The sequence below is a fragment of the Veillonella sp. 3310 genome, from assembly GCF_003999875.1.
Classification (GTDB): domain Bacteria; phylum Bacillota; class Negativicutes; order Veillonellales; family Veillonellaceae; genus F0422.
Window position 1 is genome coordinate 226,356 of the sequence record NZ_RQVJ01000002.1, and the last position, 17,383, is coordinate 243,738.

The window sequence follows — 17,383 nt, forward strand, 5'->3', positions numbered from 1 at the left end:
TTTTGCTTAGTTTGCTTTTGAATAGGATATGTACGTCTACAGAATATTTACTGTAAAAGATGTAGAATTTTATACTTGTCTGTACTATAATGAAGATAATACTTGATTCGTATGTATACTATGAGGTGTTACTATGAAAGAATTAACATATTTTAATGGTGAGATGGTAGAGTCTGGTGCCAAGGTGGTTAGTCTTGATGATAGAGGATATTGTTTTGGTGATGGTGTATACGAAGTAGTGCGTGTGTACAACGGACGTGCCTTTGCCTTTTCCTATCACCAAGATCGTTTGTATCGTTCTATGCGTGAAATGGATATTCCTGTGCGCATGCCTCCTGACGAGTTGCAAGAATTGCACGAAATTATGATTGAACAAAGTGAAATTACTGATGGATATATCTATTTACAGATTACTCGTGGGGTAACACCACGTCATCATGCGTTTGAACGTTCTAAATTAGAACCGCAAATGTATATGTTCATCAAGCCTATTACAACGGACTTAGGAGCCTTGCAAGAAGGTGTAAAAGCGATTACATTACCAGATGAACGTTGGGCTCGTGTGGACATCAAAACACTAAACTTAATTCCAAATATTTTGGCACAAACGAAAGCTGAGAAAAAAGGTGCCTATACAGCTATTTTGGTGCGTGATGGAATCGTTACAGAAGGGGCTACCTCTAATGTATTCGTTATGAAAGATGGTGTATGTTATACGCATCCAGCTGATCATCATATTCTAAAAGGTATCACTCGTCAGTTAGTAGTGACTCGTGTTGCACCGACGGCAGGGATTACGATTATTGAACGCGAATTTGATGAAGCTTTCCTAAAAGATGCAGACGAGATTTTCTTTACTGATACTATTGGTGGTATTATTCCGATTACAACCTTAAACCGTGAGCCTGTAGGTGATGGAAAACCTGGCAAAGCGGCAAAAGTATTAGCTGAACAATTACAACATTTAATGGAAGAAGGGTTAGCATAATGTCAGTCAAAACGATAACAGGAAGTGCCTTGATCTTAGCCATTGCTTTGCTAAGTCAAGGATTTCTTCGTATGATTATTCCTATGCACGGATTAGTGCAATTTTTAGTGGGCTCCATTGTAGGTGCTTGTACGGCACTGGCTACATGGCGGTATGGTTTGTGGAGTGGATTCGTAGTGGCTTGTGTGACGCCGATTATGGCGTTCTTGCAAGGTATGTTGACCATACCTTTATTTGTACCTGTGGTGGCTATTGGTAGTATGGCATATGCAATCACTGTGAAAGTATTAGGTACAAAGCGTGTGTGGATGACTGCGATTACAGGTGCTATTGTGAAAAGTGTAGTTCTTTATGGACTATTCTTGGCGCTGTTCCAATTGATGCCAGGCATTCCTGAAGCCATGCAAAAAGGAATATTATTCAGTATGGGGTGGCCACAGTTAATCACAGGTACTTGTGGTGTGTTCCTAGCAGCTTTCATTGCAAAACGTGGTGGGATTGTTATAAAGAGTTAATACTTCTAAATATAAAGTTATAATTTGAAACTATAACAAACGATAGGCAAGCAATATAGTGGGAATTATTGACAGTCTGTCTACTCACATTGTACAATTTATGCATACCCAAGAGCTCTTAGGTTACTGAGAGCTCTTATTTTATTTAGTTTGAAAAGGAGAGGATTTCATGATAGAACTTAAACAGATTCAAAAAATCTATGAAGGTGCTGTCCGCGTGGAAGCCTTGAAAGAAATTAATGTGACTATACAAGAAGGCGAAATTTTTGGTGTCATCGGTCAATCTGGTGCCGGTAAATCCACCTTGATTCGCTGTATTAATATGTTGGAACGTCCTACATCTGGATCCGTTATTGTGGACGGTGTAGATTTAACAAAGCTGAACACGGCTGAATTACGTGAAGAACGTAAACATATTGGTATGATTTTCCAACACTTTAATTTGCTTTCATCCCGCACAGTTTATGAAAACGTGGCATTCCCATTGGAATTACAAGGATTGTCAAAAGATGAAATTAGAGAACGTATTTTACCAATTCTAGATATTGTAAAATTGTCGGATCGATTAGACAATTATCCATCTCAATTGTCTGGTGGTCAGAAACAACGTGTTGGTATTGCTCGTGCCTTAGCTAGCAATCCGAAAGTGTTGTTATGTGATGAAGCTACATCTGCACTTGACCCGCAAACGACTAAATCTATTTTGGCATTGTTGAAAGATATCAACCGTCGATTGAATTTAACGATTGTGTTAATCACTCATGAAATGAATGTCATCAAGGAGATTTGTGATCGTGTAGCCGTTATCGAAGGTGGTACGATCATTGAAGAAGGTCCTGTTGTAGATGTGTTCACAGAACCAAAAGAAGCAACGACAAAAGAGTTCGTGTCTGCTATTATCAGCCATGATTTACCAGAAGATGCATTGGCTCACTTAACATTAAATGAAAGTTGGGTTGAAGGAGCCAATCCGATTGTACGATTGACTTTCAAAGGCAATGTAACAGATGAACCTGTAGTGGCAAGCATCATTCGTAAATTCGATACAGATGTGAGCATCTTATTTGGTGGTGTAGATTACATTCAAGATATGAGCTTTGGTCATTTGATTGTAGAATTAAAAGGCGAGCGTGCTAAATCAGAAGCTGCCATCAACTACTTACATAATTTACCAATTGGAAGCGAGGTGATCGGTTATGTCACAGCAAATCATTAATTTATTGATACAAGGTTTCTTGGAAACAGTACAAATGACAGTGATTTCCACTGTGGTAGCCGTTCTAATCGGTGTTCCTTTGGGTGTTATCTTGGTCATCACCAGTCGTGGTCATATCATGCAAAATGAAGGCCTTAACAAAGTGTTAGGAGCTATTGTGAATGCTACACGATCTATTCCTTTCATCATTTTGATGGTAGCCATCATTCCATTTACACGGTTAGTGGCAGGTACATCTATCGGGACTACTGCAGCCTGTGTGCCTTTGACCTTAGCAGCCATCCCATTTTTGGCTCGTTTAGTAGAAACAGCCATCAAAGAAGTGAATGGCGGTGTTATCGAGGCAGCGCAGTCCATGGGGGCTACACCATTACAAATTATTTGGAAAGTGTTGTTGCCTGAAGCATTGCCTACATTAATTGATAATATTACTGTACTCATCGTTAACTTAATCAGTTATTCAGCGATGGCAGGTGCTATTGGTGGTGGTGGTCTTGGTGACATTGCCATCCGCTATGGTTATCAACGATTCCAAGGTGATGTTATGTTAGCAACTATCATCATTTTAATTGTATTAGTACAAGTTATTCAAAGTTTAGGGGACTACCTATCCCGCAAAGTAAATAAAAAATAAAGGAGATAGTCATGAAGAAAATTTTAGTTGGCTTATTGGCCATTGCATCTTTAGTGCTTCTATTAGCAGGATGCGGAAAAGAAGAAGCAAAACCAGCAGCAGATGCACCTATTAAAGTAGGTGTTACAGCAGGTCCGCATGCAAAAGTGATGGAGTTTGTAAAACAAGAAGCAGCCAAACAAGGATTGAATATTGAAGTTGTTGAATTCAGCGATTACATTCAACCAAACATTGCCCTAGATCAAAAAGAGTTGAATGTAAATTCTTACCAACACCAACCATTCTTGGATAATATGGTAAAAGATAAAGGGTTAAAAATTCAATCCATCGGTAAAACAATCTTGTTGCCAATGGGTATTTACTCCAATAAATACAAAGATTTGAAAGACGTACCTAATGGTGCGACTGTAGCGATTCCAAATGACCCAACAAATGGTGGTCGTGCTTTATTGTTATTACAACAAGCAGGCTTAATTACATTGAAAGATGGGGGCAGTGTTAAATCTTCTGTAGCAGATATTACTGGCAACCCTAAAAACTTAGAAATTCGTGAGTTGGAAGCAGCGCAAATCGCTCGTTCTTTAAATGACGTAGATGTAGCAGCAGTGAACACTAACTATGCAATCCCAGCTGGTTTGAATCCACAAAAAGATGCAGTTGTAGTGGAAAGCATTGACTCTCCATATGCTAATGTAATAGCGGTTCGTACAGATGATGTAAACAATGAAACATACAAAAAATTGTTGTCTATTTACCAATCTGAACCAGTACGTAAATTCATTCAAGAAGAATTCAAAGGATCCATTGTCCCAGCATTCTAAGTGAATGAAAGCAAAAAAGAAACATAAAACAGAGGCTAGTTGATGAACTATTATCAACGGCCTCTGTTTTTTGTATAAGAATGAAGAATTTATGATATATGTATGGTATTTCCTATGGTATAATGGTAGTGAAATAAAGTACATTCCGAATAGAATTATGAAGGAGTAAAAGATTGAATCAAAAACTTAAGAATCCAATACACGACCAATTGTTTCGAGCAGTCTTGTCTTTGGAGACATTAGAAGAATGTTATGAATTTTTTGAAGATATTTGTACCATCGGAGAATTAAAATCTATTTCTCAACGGCTGGAGGTAGCGAGACTATTGAAAGCGGGCACAGGGTACGATCAAATCGTAGAACTCACAGGTGCTAGCACAGCTACCATAAGCCGTGTAAAACGGTGCTTGAATTATGGTGCTGATGGATATAATAAAATTTTACCGCGTATTGAAGCATAAGAGGAAGACATCAAAGTGATGTAGTTAAGAAAGGAGGGCTCATACCATGGAAGGCGATTTGCTCATAGGTATTATATTATTTTTTGCAGGGGCCCTAGCAGGATTTATTGACTCCATTGTTGGAGGCGGTGGATTGATTTCATTGCCTGCATTGATGCTGACGAATATGCCGGTGGCCATGTGTTTGGGGACGAATAAACTGTCCAGCGTATTTGGATCAGGGACGGCAATGATTAACTTTGCTAAAAATAAGTTGGTAGACTGGGGCTTTGTAAAACGAATTATGCCGTTTACGCTTATTATGTCCATGATCGGTGCGTATATAGCAGTCTATGTTCCAGGTACATTTTTAAAACCACTTATCATTGTATTGTTGCTAGCTGTATTCATTGTGGTGCTTACCAAAAAAGATTGGGGTGCCATAGCACAAGTAGAGCGTAAAACAGGATGGAAATTAATTGCCTATCTAGCAATGGCCATTATCATTGCTTTATACGATGGATTTCTTGGCCCTGGTACAGGGATGTTTTTAATATTTTATTTCTTGTTTATGGGCTATGACTTTTTAGGGGCTTCGGGAAATGCTAAAGTGTTAAATACGGTAAGTAATTTTGGGTCTTTATTAGTGTTTATCTATATGGGTCAGGTCAATTATGGCTATGGATTAGCCGTGGCAGTAGGTCAAATTATTGGTGCCACTGCAGGATCGAAGTTAGCCATGGTGAAAGGCGCAGGACTAGTACGATTTTTATTTATTACCATGTCTTTGACGATGCTAACGAAATTGACCTATGACTATTTACTTTCACTAGGAATTATATAGTAGGGGTGACTATGCAAAAGTTTAGTGATAATCAAGTAGCGTTAATCAGTGGTGGTACATCCGGCATTGGATTTGCTACAGCAGAATTACTGTTAAAGCAAGGTTGGTGCGTTGTTATCAATGGCCGCAATGAATGGGATGGACAAGAAGCGGTCGTTAAATTGCGTCGTATTTCCTCAAAAGTTCGATTTGTACAAGGCGATGTGAGCAAGGTTATGAATTGTCGTCGTATTGTAGAAGATACGATTCGCTTATTTGGCAATTTGAATGCGTTAGTAACGGCAGCTGGCTATTATGAAGAACGATTGCTAGAAGATGTGGATGAGCAAAATTTTGATGAAATGTTTGGAACCAATGTGAAAGGTACGGTCTTTTTATGCCAAGCAGCAGCACCGTACTTGAAACAAGTTCATGGTAGCATCGTGACCATCTCTAGTGATGCAGGTCTACAAGGGAATGTAGCGTGCACTGTGTACGGAGCATCCAAAGGGGCTGTGGTGAGCTTTACGAAGTCACTGTCCTTAGAAATGGCGCCACATCGTGTCCGCGTAAATTGTGTATGTCCTGGTGATGTAGATACATCATTAGTAGCGAAACAATTGGCCAATGAACCTTCTGGGGATATTGTAAAAGCTAAGGAAGAGATGGCACTGCACTATCCATTGGGACGAATTGCACAACCCAAAGAAGTGGGAGAAGTCATTGCTTTTCTCATCAGTGAGAAAGCCTCTTTCGTGACGGGGGCCGCTTGGACTGTAGATGGTGGATTAACAAGTTGGTAATTCATACGGAAATTTGATACAATAAGGGTAATCAGTACATTGACACATACATATTTTGTGGTAAGTATAGGAGACAAATATGGAACAGTTGGAATACAATAATGAAACACTTGCTCAAGCAACGAATGTACAAGAAGAAGTAGAAATGATTTGTCGTTGGGCTGCGGCTCGTGCAGCTGGCATTGCGGCATTACCAAAGTTTAATTATGCAGGTTTATTAGCTAATGATGTGTATATGGTATCCCGCATTGCTAAAGTCTATGGCGTATGCCCTGCTAAAGAGGGTATTACGGGATTTTTAGTAGGTCTTGGTGGCAGTGCTGTGGCAGCCTTGGTATGTACGATTGTGCCAAGTATCATTCTTCGTGTTCCTGTGGCAGCGGCCATTACTTACGGCGTAGGTAAAATGGCTGCCAAATGGATTGAAGATGGTATGCCAACATGCCCTAATTTTGAGGCTTATCGACAACGGTTAGTAGATATTTATGAATATAACAAAGAAACAGTGATCACATTGGCTAATACACCACTTCGTGATAAACCATTAGGCAATGAAAGTGTAGACTTCTTAGAAGATGTTCATGTATCTGGTAACGAGTATTTAGCAAGTGCGAAAGGATTTGCAAGTTCCTTTGTAGGCGCTGATTTATTGGCTAATATGGGTGCTGTGAAAGACCTTGCAGTAGGAGCCGTCTCTATCTTGGCAGCGACTGTGAAAGACGCCTTAGAAAAAAGTGGTAATGAAGAATTACTAGATAATGCTCGTCACGCTGCAAAAGGCGTTGGATCCTTACTTAAAATTTTAGCGACCGAAGCATTATCTTTAACAGGAGCCGCAGCAAGTACATCGGCTTCCAAAGCAAGTGTATATACAAAAGCAGCCTATGAAAAAGCAGATACTGTGCGACAAACATTAAATGACTCTTTACAGACTACCGTAGAACCAGTAGTAGAAAAAGCGACGGCTGTGATGCAAGATGTAAAAGAAGTAGTAGAACCAAAATTACAACAAGTCAAAGAAGCAGTGGAGCCAACATTACAGCAAGTAGAAGAAAAAGCTTCTGAACTAACAACAAAAGCAATTGATCAAGCACAAGAAACGGTGCAAGATATTCGTGAAAAAGCAGAAGTTGTAAAAGAAACAGCTGTAGAATTGGCGGAACAAACAAAAGAGAAAGCCATTGATTTAGCAGAACAAGCAAAAGATAAGTTCAAACGGTAATCAGCGAGGTCATCATTATGAATATTTTAAAACTCCTTAAGTATGGAAAAAACTTTACATCTGATGCCTTTATGTCCACTGTGAATCGCATGGGCCGCAATATTATGTTTGCACGAAAAGCAGTTATGTTATATTATTGTTTACGTGATAAAGACACACCAAAATTTGTAAAAGCTGTCATTGCCGGGGCTTTGGGTTATTTAATTTTGCCTATCGACTTTATTCCAGATAGTGTACCAGGTCTTGGATGGGTAGATGATGTAGCCATCTTGGCGATTGCTATGAAAGTGGCTAATCGGTATATTAAGGCTTCTCATAAAGAACAAGCACAAAAATTCGTGCCTATTGGATCAATTGAGTAATGAGTAAAAGGGGCTCTTTGGAGCCTCTTATTGCATAGGAAAGGTAGTATACGATGATTTCTACGTCACTACGTGTCCGATTTTATGAAACGGATATGATGGAGATTGCTCATCATACCAACCATTTACGGTGGTTTGAAATGGGCCGAATTGAATATTTCCGCCGCTGTGGCATTAGTCTATGGGACATGATGCAAGAGGGCATCGTCTTTCCTATTACAAAAGTGAGCTGTGAGTATAAGGAAGTGGCACGTTTTGACGATGTATTGCGGGTAGAATTAACAGTGGCCTCATTGTCGAGGGCTCAATGTACTTTCACCTATCGGATTATCCGTGAAAGTGACGGAGCTCTCATTTGCACAGGGGAGACGCAAAATGTATTTACCGCTAAGGAAACGGGAAAAATTATTCGATTGCCAGACATATTTTTCAAGCCCATGAAAGCCGTAGCAGAGGAGGAGTAGGGAATGTCGCCCATACAGAAGGAATTGCCTATTGGAGTCTTCGACTCTGGCATCGGTGGATTGTCTGTATTATCTGTGCTTACACAGGAATTTCCAGAAGAAGATTTTATTTACGTTGGAGATAGCGCAAATAATCCAGTAGGAAATAGACCCATTGAGGAAATTGAAGGCATTGCTACAACTATTGCAGAATTTTTAGTGGCACAGCCGGTGAAATTACTAGTGATCGCATGTAATACGTTTTCTGTGGTGGCTTTGGACAAGTTATCCAAACGATTTGATGTACCTATTGTGGGGATGTCACAGGGGATTCATGATGCACTGCGCATCAAAGTCAAACAGAAACGAAAAGGCCCCTTAGGTATTATGGCTACCGTAGCGACTATTAATAGTCATAAACATATGGATGCGGTACATAGTTTAAAACCTCATGTAAAAGTTCTAGAACAAGGCTGTAAAGATTTGGCAGCCTGTATTGAGGAAGGGCATTTAGATGATGATTTGCTTCGGAGTTGTGCCAAAGAGTATGTACAACCATTAGTAGAGGCAAATGTAGAAGTCGCCATCTTAGGTTGCACTCATTATCCGTTAGTAGAATCTGTATTGCGAGAACTCACGGATGATCGCATTTGCTTTGTAGACCCTGCGTGGGAAACATCAGATGCAGTGGGAGCCATTTTGTACAGCGAAGACCTAGAACAAAGTACAGGACGGATAGGCTCAATTCAAGTTTGTGTCACAAGTCATGCAGATCGAGTGACTCCTATCGTACAAGATATTTTCAAGGATACTAGCTTAGAAGCTAAGCTCATTACTCTATAGGAGGAAGTATGTATATTTACACATTAATAGACACCCTAGTGTGGATTGCTTGTATCATTGCCATCATATATATTGCGTATCGCATCTTTGCATGGCGACAAGGCAATGAAGAGATTGTGATTATGGTAAAGCGCCGTACTCCATTCGTCGTAGAAGATATTAGTTTTGACCAAGTGGTGTTATCTACGGATATTCCATTTGTGAACAGAGGAAAACAATACGGAACTATCATGGATATGTTCCCTCGTCATTTATTGCCACAAGAACAATTTGACAATGTGCGAATTCAATCTTGGTTGACCGATGCGAAAGCCGAACGGCATGATGGCTATTGGGAAGCCTTGGTGTATAAGCAAAGACAAGGCAGTACCATTCGTTTGCGGATTGTTATGACCGCTAATAGTGGCAATATTCGTAAAGACTTAGTGGGATTCCCTGATATGCCTATCGATATTTACCATCAAGTGGTAGGTCGCGAGGCATACCGTATTTCAAAAACTAGAATCACTCTAACTGCAGAAGAGTTAGAAGTAGCGATGCGTAAATAGGAGGTATATCATGGCAGAATTAGAACTTTTACCAATCCCTACGCGCATTTTAACGAATAAAGATGATATCGTAGAGGCTATCGTAGAATTTGCAGGACCCTATATTGGACCAGAAGACATTGTGTGTGTAGCAGAATCTGTAGTGGCTATCACCCAAGGAGAATTCACACGTCCAGAAGATTTAAAAGTATCTTGGCAAGCTAAATTTTTAAATCGCTTTATCCATCCAGATGGATCTATGGCATCTGTGTATGGTATGCAGGCGGCTATGGATAAAGAAGGGGAATGGAAAATGATGTTTGCCTTCTTCTGTGGCGCCGTTGCGAAAGTGTTCAAAAAATCTGGCGTGTTCTATCAAATGGCACGTACTGCATCTTTAACAGATGATGTAACAGGCACCATGCCCCCATTTGATAAATGCATTGTATATGGACCAAAACAACCACATGCAGTAGCCGATGCTATTATGAAAGCAACAGGAGCTTATGGGGCTTGTGTGGCAGATGTGAATGATTTAAAACGAGCTGCTATTTTAGGCCATAGCCGTGGATTAAAACCACAACAAATTGCGCAAATTTTGATCGATAATCCATTTGGCAATGATAGCCAAATGACGCCGATTGTGGTGATTAAAAATTATGCTTCTGTGTCTAAGCGAAGAGTCTAAAGCGCATTGGAATCATGACAATATTGCATGTCGTTCATAGAAGATAAAAATTGTTGATACTTGTGCTTGCAAATTGAGCGGTATCAGCGTATACTGAAAGGGAACTTTGGGGAGCCTCATGGCTGAGAGTAAACGAATGTTTTGACCCATAACCTGATTTGGATAATGCCAACGTAGGATAAGTTTGATTCGTCATACCGAGGACATCCAAGAGGATGTCCTTTTTTGTATCTTTTATAGATGATGTCGTATATGGATACAGATTGAAGGTGCATCTAGTGGATGTACAAGTGGAACAGAATAGTGAGACGATAGAGTGCTACAGCATGAAGGGGCATACCACCGCGGGTATGGTTTTTCGTGCTGTTTTTTTATACTAGTATGTGATGAAGGATCCCGTACAGGTGATTGGCGGTATACTAGTTTTGAAATGTATATATAGCAAATGCTATAGTTAGGAGGATATGATGAAAGTAAATGGAACAACCTATCATTATGAAGGACAAACAGTACAAGAAGTGCTGACAGCCTTAGCGTTTCGCATGGATCGCATCGTAGTGGAATATAATGGGAAGATTCTTTCTAAAGCAGATTGGGAATCCACTCGTGTTAGTGCTGCGGACACAATGGAAGTAGTAACCTTTGTAGGAGGTGGCTAAATGGTATCCTTACAAGATAAAAAAGTATTGCTCATCGGTGTGGGTGGTGTTGGTTCTCATGTGGCAGTGGCATTGTGCCGTGCCGGAATTGGACAACTAGAAATCGTAGACTTCGACGTTGTGGATGAGAGTAATCTAGGCCGTCAATACTATGACGTGAATGATGTAGGAGTGTTGAAAGTAGAGGCTATGAAAGGTCACCTGAATCGGATGAATCCAAACTGTGAAGTCATCGTTCATAATGAATGCCTCACGCCAGAGCGATTATCTGAATTAATCGATGGCTATGACATGGTCGTAGAAGCAGTGGATAAAGCGGTCACAAAAGCGTGGATGACAGAAGTTGTTTTAACTCATCCTACAGAACCTTTGCTAGTAGGTTGTTCTGGTATGGCTGGTTGGGGCGATAGTAATGGAATACGCCGTGAACGAAGACACCATCGCTGGTACTTATGTGGTGACGGTGTGAGTGATATCGATTCTATTGGAAAAATTACTGCCGCTCGTGTTATGGTTTGTGCCGGCCATATGGCAAATGCGGTCATTCAACTATTACATGGAGAAGATATTGATTAAGGAGGAATCTATGACACTTTCAGTACAAGATATGGAAACACAAGACACATGGACTTTAGGGGGACATACATTACACTCTCGATTTATCTTGGGATCTGGCAAATTTTCTATCGACTTAATTGAAGCTGTCCTAGAAGAAGCAGGGGCAGAAATGATCACCTTAGCATTGCGTCGTGCGGTTGGTGGCGAAGTAGAAAATATCTTAGATGCCATTCCAAAAGATACTATCTTAATCCCTAACACAAGTGGCGCCAGAGATGCGGAAGAAGCGGTGCGCATTGCACGCTTATCCCGAGCTACAGGTTGTGGAGATTTTGTAAAAGTAGAAATTATGAAAGATTCTAAATATTTGTTGCCTCACAATGGAGAGACGATTAAAGCAACGGAGATCTTAGCTAACGAAGGATTTATTGTTTTACCGTATATGTATCCAGATTTAGAAGTAGCTCGTGATTTAGTCAATGCTGGTGCCGCAGCAGTGATGCCTTTAGCTGCCCCTATCGGATCTAATCGTGGATTACAGACGAAGGAATTTATCAAAATTTTAGTAAATGAAATAGACTTGCCTATCATCGTAGATGCTGGTATCGGAGCTCCCTCCCAAGCAGCAGAAGCGATGGAAATGGGCGTAGCTGCGATTATGGCGAATACCGCCGTAGCCTCTGCGGGCCATATTCGAGGTATGGCAAAGGCTTTTGGCTTAGCTATCCAAGCAGGACGATTGGCATATTTGTCAAAATTAGGACCAACCCTTGAAACAGGCGGTACTGCTTCCTCTCCATTAACAGGATTTTTGCGATGATTGCAATCATATCTCTTATATATTGATATATAACACATATATATGAGATATAAGAAATAGTGAATACTTATGAAAATACTGAGCTAAATTGATGAATGTAGCTCAGCGATTGCAGTGTCAGGAAAGGAGCGCCTATGTCTAGTACCACCAGATATCATATAGACGATCCATGTTGGAAATATCGCCCTCATATGGATCAAATTGAAAGTCCCATTTTAGAAACAGTGTTAGAAGAACGTGAACAATATACGTACGACCACTATACAGCAGATGACGTGCGCCGTGTGTTGCAAGAAGATACTATTGACTTAGAAGGGCTGAAAATTTTGTTATCTCCTGCAGCAGAGCCTTTTTTAGAGGACTTGGCGGAGAAAGCGAAAACTGTAAGAACAAGATACTTTGGTAATTCTGTGTACTTGTTTACGCCGTTATATATTTCAAATTATTGTGATAACCTATGCGTGTATTGTGGCTTCAACTGTAAAAATCAGATTCATCGTGCCAAATTAGACGAAGAGGGCATTGAGGAAGAGTTAAAAAACATTGCCAAAACAGGATTACAAGATATTCTAATTTTGACTGGGGAAAGTGAACGTCACAGTCCGATTTCGTACATTGGTCGTGCCTGTGAATTAGCAAAAAAATATTTCAAAGTAGTAGGCGTAGAAATTTACCCTGCCAATATAGATGACTATGCGTACTTACGAGAATGCGGTTGCGATTATGTAACGGTATTCCAAGAAACGTATAATTGGGAAAACTATAAAACATTGCATTTGTTAGGCAATAAGAGTATCTTTCCATACCGATTAGAAACGCAGGAACGGGCTTTACGTGGAGGTATGCGGGGAGTAGGCTTAGCTGCCTTATTGGGATTGGATGACTTTCGAAAAGATGCCTTTGCCACAGCCTTGCATGCACATTTGTTACAACGTGCCTATCCGCATGGAGAAATTAGTATTTCATGCCCACGTTTGCGCCCTATTGTTAATGATGAGACCATCAATGCAGGGGACGTAGGAGAAGCACAATTATTACAAGTTATCTTGGCGTATAGACTTTTCTTACCTTATGCCAATATTACTATTTCTACTCGTGAAACAGCACGATTCCGTAACGGAGTCTTACCATTAGCAGCGACGAAACTTTCAGCAGGTGTCAGTACAGGCATCGGTGAACATTCCTCAGAAGAAAAGAAACAGGAGGAAGGGGATGCACAGTTTGAAATTGCCGATAGTAGAACCGTAGCGGAAGCGATGGAAGACGTAAAAGCCTTAGGGATGCAAGTAGTGATGAGTGATTATATCGATGTGCTCTATGAAGAAAAATAACCAATCCATAGATACCTTAGTGTTGATTACGAACCGACAGTTGTTGAAAGATGACGTGAGTCTAGCCACATATGGTACAGCACTGTCTAAGGGAGTAGAAAGATTACAAAAGTATGGTAAACATTTTATTTATAATATTGGAAAAAATAGTTTGCCATGTGATATGCATAAAGCATATGAATCTACAGTAGCAGCAAATCTCGATAGCAATAGATTGTTTAAGCGAGGAGTAGATAGTGTTGAAATGGACAGATGGATGAGAAATCACCACAATCTGTACACATTATGCCGTGACACAGACCTACCCTTTGAAGAGTATCTCCAACTCTGCGATGTTATAGGCAGTACCATAGTATACCATGGAAAAGTCATTACTAATCGAGTGCAATTAGAGATTATCTTAAATAGACAACCACGAATCCATATGCCTACCAATCTAATACGACATTGGCAATTCGAACAAGAAGAGCTGTGGAACACATTCCAAAGCTATTGGAATAGTATCACAGTATGGAGTACCGTCCACAACGAAGACGATATCGAGTTGTTAGCATCTCTAGGAATCCCGAATTTGGAGTGCGTCTTAATTAGCCCTATCTTTCCTACACCATGCAAAGAAGGACATCCTGGGATTGGTGTTAGCAGAGGGGAAGTATTATTACAACAAATGCAGAATCATTACCCATATGTCCAAGGCATTGCTTTGGGTGGCATTCACGAATACAATTATCAAAAGTGTTTGCAACATTCTTTCACTGGCGTAGCTATTATGTCTGATTTCATGAAGCAAGTGCATAACCATATATAGATATAAGAACGCCATACACTTCGGAGCAAATCTCAGTGGAACGTAAATTTGTGGAGAAGTGTATGGCGTTCGCTCCTTACGTTCTAGGCACAAAAGCGGGAAAAGAACGCCATATACAGCGGAGCACTCTCAGTGGAACGTAAATTTGTGGAGAAGTGTATGGCGTTCGCTCCCTAAGTTCTGGGCACGAAAGCGGAGAAAGAACGCCATATACAGCGAAGTTTGCAAAAGCGTCCTCAATCCTGTAAAATAGATAGGTAAAGATCATAAGGAGGAGCTATGTTACTGTCAATTGTTGTTCCCGTGTATAATGAGGAAGATAATATTCAAAAATTTTATACTACAGTCAAAGATGTATTGCACACTCTTGACTATGACCATGAAATTATTTTCGTCGATGATGGGTCCAGTGATGATAGTGCAGGCATGCTACGATATATTGGTAATCAAGATCCAAAAGTAAAGGTCTTGTTGTTGGCGCGAAACTTCGGTCATCAATTAGCCTTAACATGTGGATTAGATTACGCCCAAGGTGATGCGGTCATTACGATGGATGGAGATATGCAACATCCACCAGAGTTGATTCCAGAACTAGTCAAACATTGGGAAGCAGGTGCAGATGTAGTACGCACCATTCGCGATTCCACAGAAGATGCTAGTTGGGCAAAAGCTTTCACATCGAAATACTATTACAAAGTGCTTAACAAATTAGCTAATGTTCCTATTGTGGAAGGTGGTTCCGATTTCCGATTGATGAATCGTAAGTCTCTAGAAACTTTGAAATCCTTCCGAGAACATGGCAGATTTTTACGGGGTATCGTAGGCGACTTAGGGTTCGTGCAACATGAATTTCACTTCGTAGCGCCCCCACGTTTTGCAGGTACTTCCAAATTTAGCGTAAAGAAAATGATGCGCTTTGCCTTAGATGGGATTACAGCATTTTCTCGAGTGCCTTTGCGCTTAGCCTTATATATCGGTTTGCTATGCGGACTGCTCAGCCTGATTATGATCGGACATATATTGTTCGTTCACTTCTTCTCTGATAATGTAATCAGTGGTTGGTCTACCTTAGGGGTGGCTATCTTCTTCTTAGGTGGAGTGCAACTGGTAGGCATTGGTATCATTGGAGAATATGTGGGACGAATTTTTGAAGAAGTCAAACAACGACCGTTATATTGGGTGAAAGACACCATAAACTGTCATATAGAAGACAAATAATCGTATATAAGAGAGGAGTCCTATGACGAGTAAAAAGAAACAATACCTGGCAGTCGCTCTATTAGTAGGCTTTTTAGGTACTAGTGTACAAGGAGCTTATCAATATGGTGATGCAGGCAATGAAATTCTTGGTATTCAAAAGAAACTCATCGCTGCTGGTTATAAAGCTAGAGAAACTAGCGAATATGATGCAAACACAAAGTGGGCTGTTAGATTATTCCAAAAAGATAATGGATTAACGGTAGACGGTATATTAGGGGCAGTGACCTATAAAAAATTGATGGGTAAACCATTGCCAGCTAAGACTAATACAGTATCTAAGAAGAAAGAAATTTCAGAAAAAGATGCAGTTCTATTATCTCATATCGACTCAGGTAGACACTCAGAATCTACAGCTATTACATCTGAGGTGAAGCATAAAAAAGGCAAAGCCTCTGCTCCACAAGGGCTGACTTTCAAAAAGAAAGGCAAAACATACAAAGGATTCGAGGTTGGACATCAACCTGTATCTGGCAATGTGAAAGAGATTTTGACCTATGCCAATACGTTTACAGGAGTGCCTTATAAATTTGGTGGCACAACACCAGCAGGCTTTGATTGCTCTGGATACATTCGCTATGTATTCCAAAAGATTGGTTACGATTTACCACGTCAAGCTGATGAACAGTATACAGTGGGTAAAAAAGTGGAGAAAAGCAATTTACAACCGGGTGATTTAGTGTTCTTTGAAACCTATGAACCAGGGATTTCCCATTCTGGTATTTACATCGGAGATGGACAATTCATCAGTGCCACATCTAGTAGTGGAGTAGCCGTAGCAGATATTGACGATAGCTACTGGGGACCACGCTATGTAGGGGCAAAACGCGTACTATAACACACAAGCTGTAATGATGATGTCATTACAGCTTTTGCCATATATGCGATAAGTTGAAACATAAAGGAGTTAACTATGACGCACGCAGGCATTCATATACAAGATGTACAATTTTCCTATGGATCGCAGACGGTGATCCATAATATGACAATTACCATTCCCAAAGGCGAGTTTGTGCTGGTAGTGGGACCTAATGGATCTGGGAAAACCACGTGGCTTCGTATGGTAGCAGGACTATTAGAACCGACAGCAGGACATCTTTGTTTAGATGGTATTAGTCCAAAAGAGGCGCAAATGAAAGGGCTCATTCATTTAGTGCCACAAATTTATAACAAGAATGCAGCCCAATTTCCAGCTACCGTAGAAGAGGTAGTGGGACTAGCTTTATTTCATGTGCCGAAACAAGATAAAAAAAATCGCATCTTAGAGGCTTTGGAATTAGTAGGAATGCAAGACTTTTTAAAGCGCCGTATTGGTGAGCTCAGCGGTGGTCAACAACAACGTGTAATGTTAGCTCAAGCCTTAGCGCGCAAACCAAACTATATCTTATTGGATGAGCCTACAAGTGGTATCGATTACGAAACCAGTAAAAAAATTTATGAAGTGTTGCGCGCTCTAAAGCAAGAAAATATTACGGTCATCATGGTCACTCATGATGTGACGGAAGCTATGGAAGTGGCAGATACAATTTTATGTGTGGATGGACATGCTTGTTACTATGGACCTTGCAAAGGATTTATGGAAAGTCATCAAGGATCTCGTTTGGCATGGCATATAGGAGGTTAAG

22 protein-coding genes and 1 riboswitch are annotated in these 17,383 nt (G+C 40.4%); all 22 genes read left to right on the plus strand.

Annotation, left to right across the window (positions count from 1 at the left end):
- The first annotated feature begins 133 nt into the window (after window positions 1-133).
- The 22 genes from dat to EO127_RS04665 all read left to right on the plus strand — a co-directional run bounded on the left by dat (window position 134) and on the right by EO127_RS04665 (window position 17,382).
- The gene (dat, locus tag EO127_RS04560; RefSeq protein ID WP_127448197.1) at window positions 134-988 is read left to right on the plus strand and encodes a D-amino-acid transaminase; all 855 of its coding nucleotides are present in this window, start codon (window positions 134-136) and stop codon (window positions 986-988) included.
- Complete coding sequence (locus EO127_RS04565) at window positions 988-1,503, plus strand: hypothetical protein (protein ID WP_127448198.1); 516 nt, start codon at window positions 988-990, stop codon at window positions 1,501-1,503. The genes dat and EO127_RS04565 overlap by 1 nt, the downstream gene beginning before the upstream one ends.
- A 169-nt stretch (window positions 1,504-1,672) precedes the next feature.
- The gene (locus tag EO127_RS04570; RefSeq protein WP_127068099.1) at window positions 1,673-2,719 is read left to right on the plus strand and encodes a methionine ABC transporter ATP-binding protein; all 1,047 of its coding nucleotides are present in this window, start codon (window positions 1,673-1,675) and stop codon (window positions 2,717-2,719) included.
- Complete coding sequence (locus tag EO127_RS04575) at window positions 2,700-3,353, plus strand: methionine ABC transporter permease (protein ID WP_127068101.1); 654 nt, start codon at window positions 2,700-2,702, stop codon at window positions 3,351-3,353. The genes EO127_RS04570 and EO127_RS04575 overlap by 20 nt, the downstream gene beginning before the upstream one ends.
- Window positions 3,354-3,364: 11 nt before the next feature.
- Entirely contained in the window at window positions 3,365-4,174 is an 810-nt protein-coding gene (locus EO127_RS04580) for a MetQ/NlpA family ABC transporter substrate-binding protein (RefSeq protein WP_127448199.1), read from the plus strand.
- 173 nt (window positions 4,175-4,347) lie between these two features.
- On the plus strand, window positions 4,348-4,635 hold the full coding sequence (locus tag EO127_RS04585; RefSeq protein WP_127068105.1) for a YerC/YecD family TrpR-related protein: 288 nt from the start codon (window positions 4,348-4,350) through the stop codon (window positions 4,633-4,635).
- Window positions 4,636-4,681: 46 nt separating this feature from the next.
- Complete coding sequence (locus tag EO127_RS04590) at window positions 4,682-5,458, plus strand: TSUP family transporter (RefSeq protein ID WP_127448200.1); 777 nt, start codon at window positions 4,682-4,684, stop codon at window positions 5,456-5,458.
- Between the two features lie 11 nt (window positions 5,459-5,469).
- The gene (locus tag EO127_RS04595; RefSeq protein WP_127160386.1) at window positions 5,470-6,240 is read left to right on the plus strand and encodes an SDR family NAD(P)-dependent oxidoreductase; all 771 of its coding nucleotides are present in this window, start codon (window positions 5,470-5,472) and stop codon (window positions 6,238-6,240) included.
- Between the two features lie 79 nt (window positions 6,241-6,319).
- Complete coding sequence (locus EO127_RS04600) at window positions 6,320-7,462, plus strand: hypothetical protein (RefSeq protein ID WP_127448201.1); 1,143 nt, start codon at window positions 6,320-6,322, stop codon at window positions 7,460-7,462.
- Window positions 7,463-7,479: 17 nt separating this feature from the next.
- Window positions 7,480-7,824: a YkvA family protein gene (locus EO127_RS04605; RefSeq protein WP_127068113.1), complete on the plus strand. Its 345-nt coding sequence runs from the start codon at window positions 7,480-7,482 to the stop codon at window positions 7,822-7,824.
- A gap of 53 nt (window positions 7,825-7,877) precedes the next feature.
- Window positions 7,878-8,288, plus strand: a complete 411-nt coding sequence (locus tag EO127_RS04610) for a thioesterase family protein (protein WP_127448202.1) — start codon at window positions 7,878-7,880, stop codon at window positions 8,286-8,288.
- Window positions 8,289-8,291: 3 nt separating this feature from the next.
- The gene (murI, locus tag EO127_RS04615; protein WP_127448203.1) at window positions 8,292-9,110 is read left to right on the plus strand and encodes a glutamate racemase; all 819 of its coding nucleotides are present in this window, start codon (window positions 8,292-8,294) and stop codon (window positions 9,108-9,110) included.
- An 8-nt stretch (window positions 9,111-9,118) separates the two neighbouring features.
- Complete coding sequence (locus EO127_RS04620; protein ID WP_127448204.1) at window positions 9,119-9,658, plus strand: hypothetical protein; 540 nt, start codon at window positions 9,119-9,121, stop codon at window positions 9,656-9,658.
- 10 nt (window positions 9,659-9,668) lie between these two features.
- Complete coding sequence (locus EO127_RS04625; RefSeq protein ID WP_127448205.1) at window positions 9,669-10,325, plus strand: coenzyme F420-0:L-glutamate ligase; 657 nt, start codon at window positions 9,669-9,671, stop codon at window positions 10,323-10,325.
- Between the two features lie 97 nt (window positions 10,326-10,422).
- Window positions 10,423-10,522, plus strand: a riboswitch (TPP riboswitch).
- Window positions 10,523-10,789: 267 nt separating this feature from the next.
- Window positions 10,790-10,984: a sulfur carrier protein ThiS gene (thiS, locus tag EO127_RS04630; RefSeq protein WP_127068121.1), complete on the plus strand. Its 195-nt coding sequence runs from the start codon at window positions 10,790-10,792 to the stop codon at window positions 10,982-10,984.
- Window positions 10,985-11,560 (plus strand): sulfur carrier protein ThiS adenylyltransferase ThiF, encoded by a 576-nt coding sequence (thiF, locus tag EO127_RS04635; RefSeq protein ID WP_127068123.1) that lies wholly within the window; start codon window positions 10,985-10,987, stop codon window positions 11,558-11,560.
- Window positions 11,561-11,591: 31 nt separating this feature from the next.
- Window positions 11,592-12,362, plus strand: coding sequence for a thiazole synthase (locus EO127_RS04640; RefSeq protein ID WP_127068228.1), 771 nt, complete (start codon window positions 11,592-11,594; stop codon window positions 12,360-12,362).
- A 134-nt stretch (window positions 12,363-12,496) separates the two neighbouring features.
- A complete protein-coding gene (gene thiH, locus EO127_RS04645; RefSeq protein ID WP_127448206.1) occupies window positions 12,497-13,693 on the plus strand; it encodes a 2-iminoacetate synthase ThiH in 1,197 nt (398 codons plus the stop codon).
- Window positions 13,680-14,501, plus strand: a complete 822-nt coding sequence (locus tag EO127_RS04650; protein WP_164742286.1) for a thiamine phosphate synthase — start codon at window positions 13,680-13,682, stop codon at window positions 14,499-14,501. The genes thiH and EO127_RS04650 overlap by 14 nt, the downstream gene beginning before the upstream one ends.
- A 279-nt stretch (window positions 14,502-14,780) precedes the next feature.
- Window positions 14,781-15,719: a glycosyltransferase family 2 protein gene (locus EO127_RS04655; protein WP_127448208.1), complete on the plus strand. Its 939-nt coding sequence runs from the start codon at window positions 14,781-14,783 to the stop codon at window positions 15,717-15,719.
- A 22-nt stretch (window positions 15,720-15,741) separates the two neighbouring features.
- The gene (locus tag EO127_RS04660) at window positions 15,742-16,596 is read left to right on the plus strand and encodes an NlpC/P60 family protein (RefSeq protein WP_127068131.1); all 855 of its coding nucleotides are present in this window, start codon (window positions 15,742-15,744) and stop codon (window positions 16,594-16,596) included.
- Between the two features lie 75 nt (window positions 16,597-16,671).
- Window positions 16,672-17,382 (plus strand): metal ABC transporter ATP-binding protein, encoded by a 711-nt coding sequence (locus EO127_RS04665; protein ID WP_127448209.1) that lies wholly within the window; start codon window positions 16,672-16,674, stop codon window positions 17,380-17,382.
- Window position 17,383: the final 1 nt, after the last annotated feature.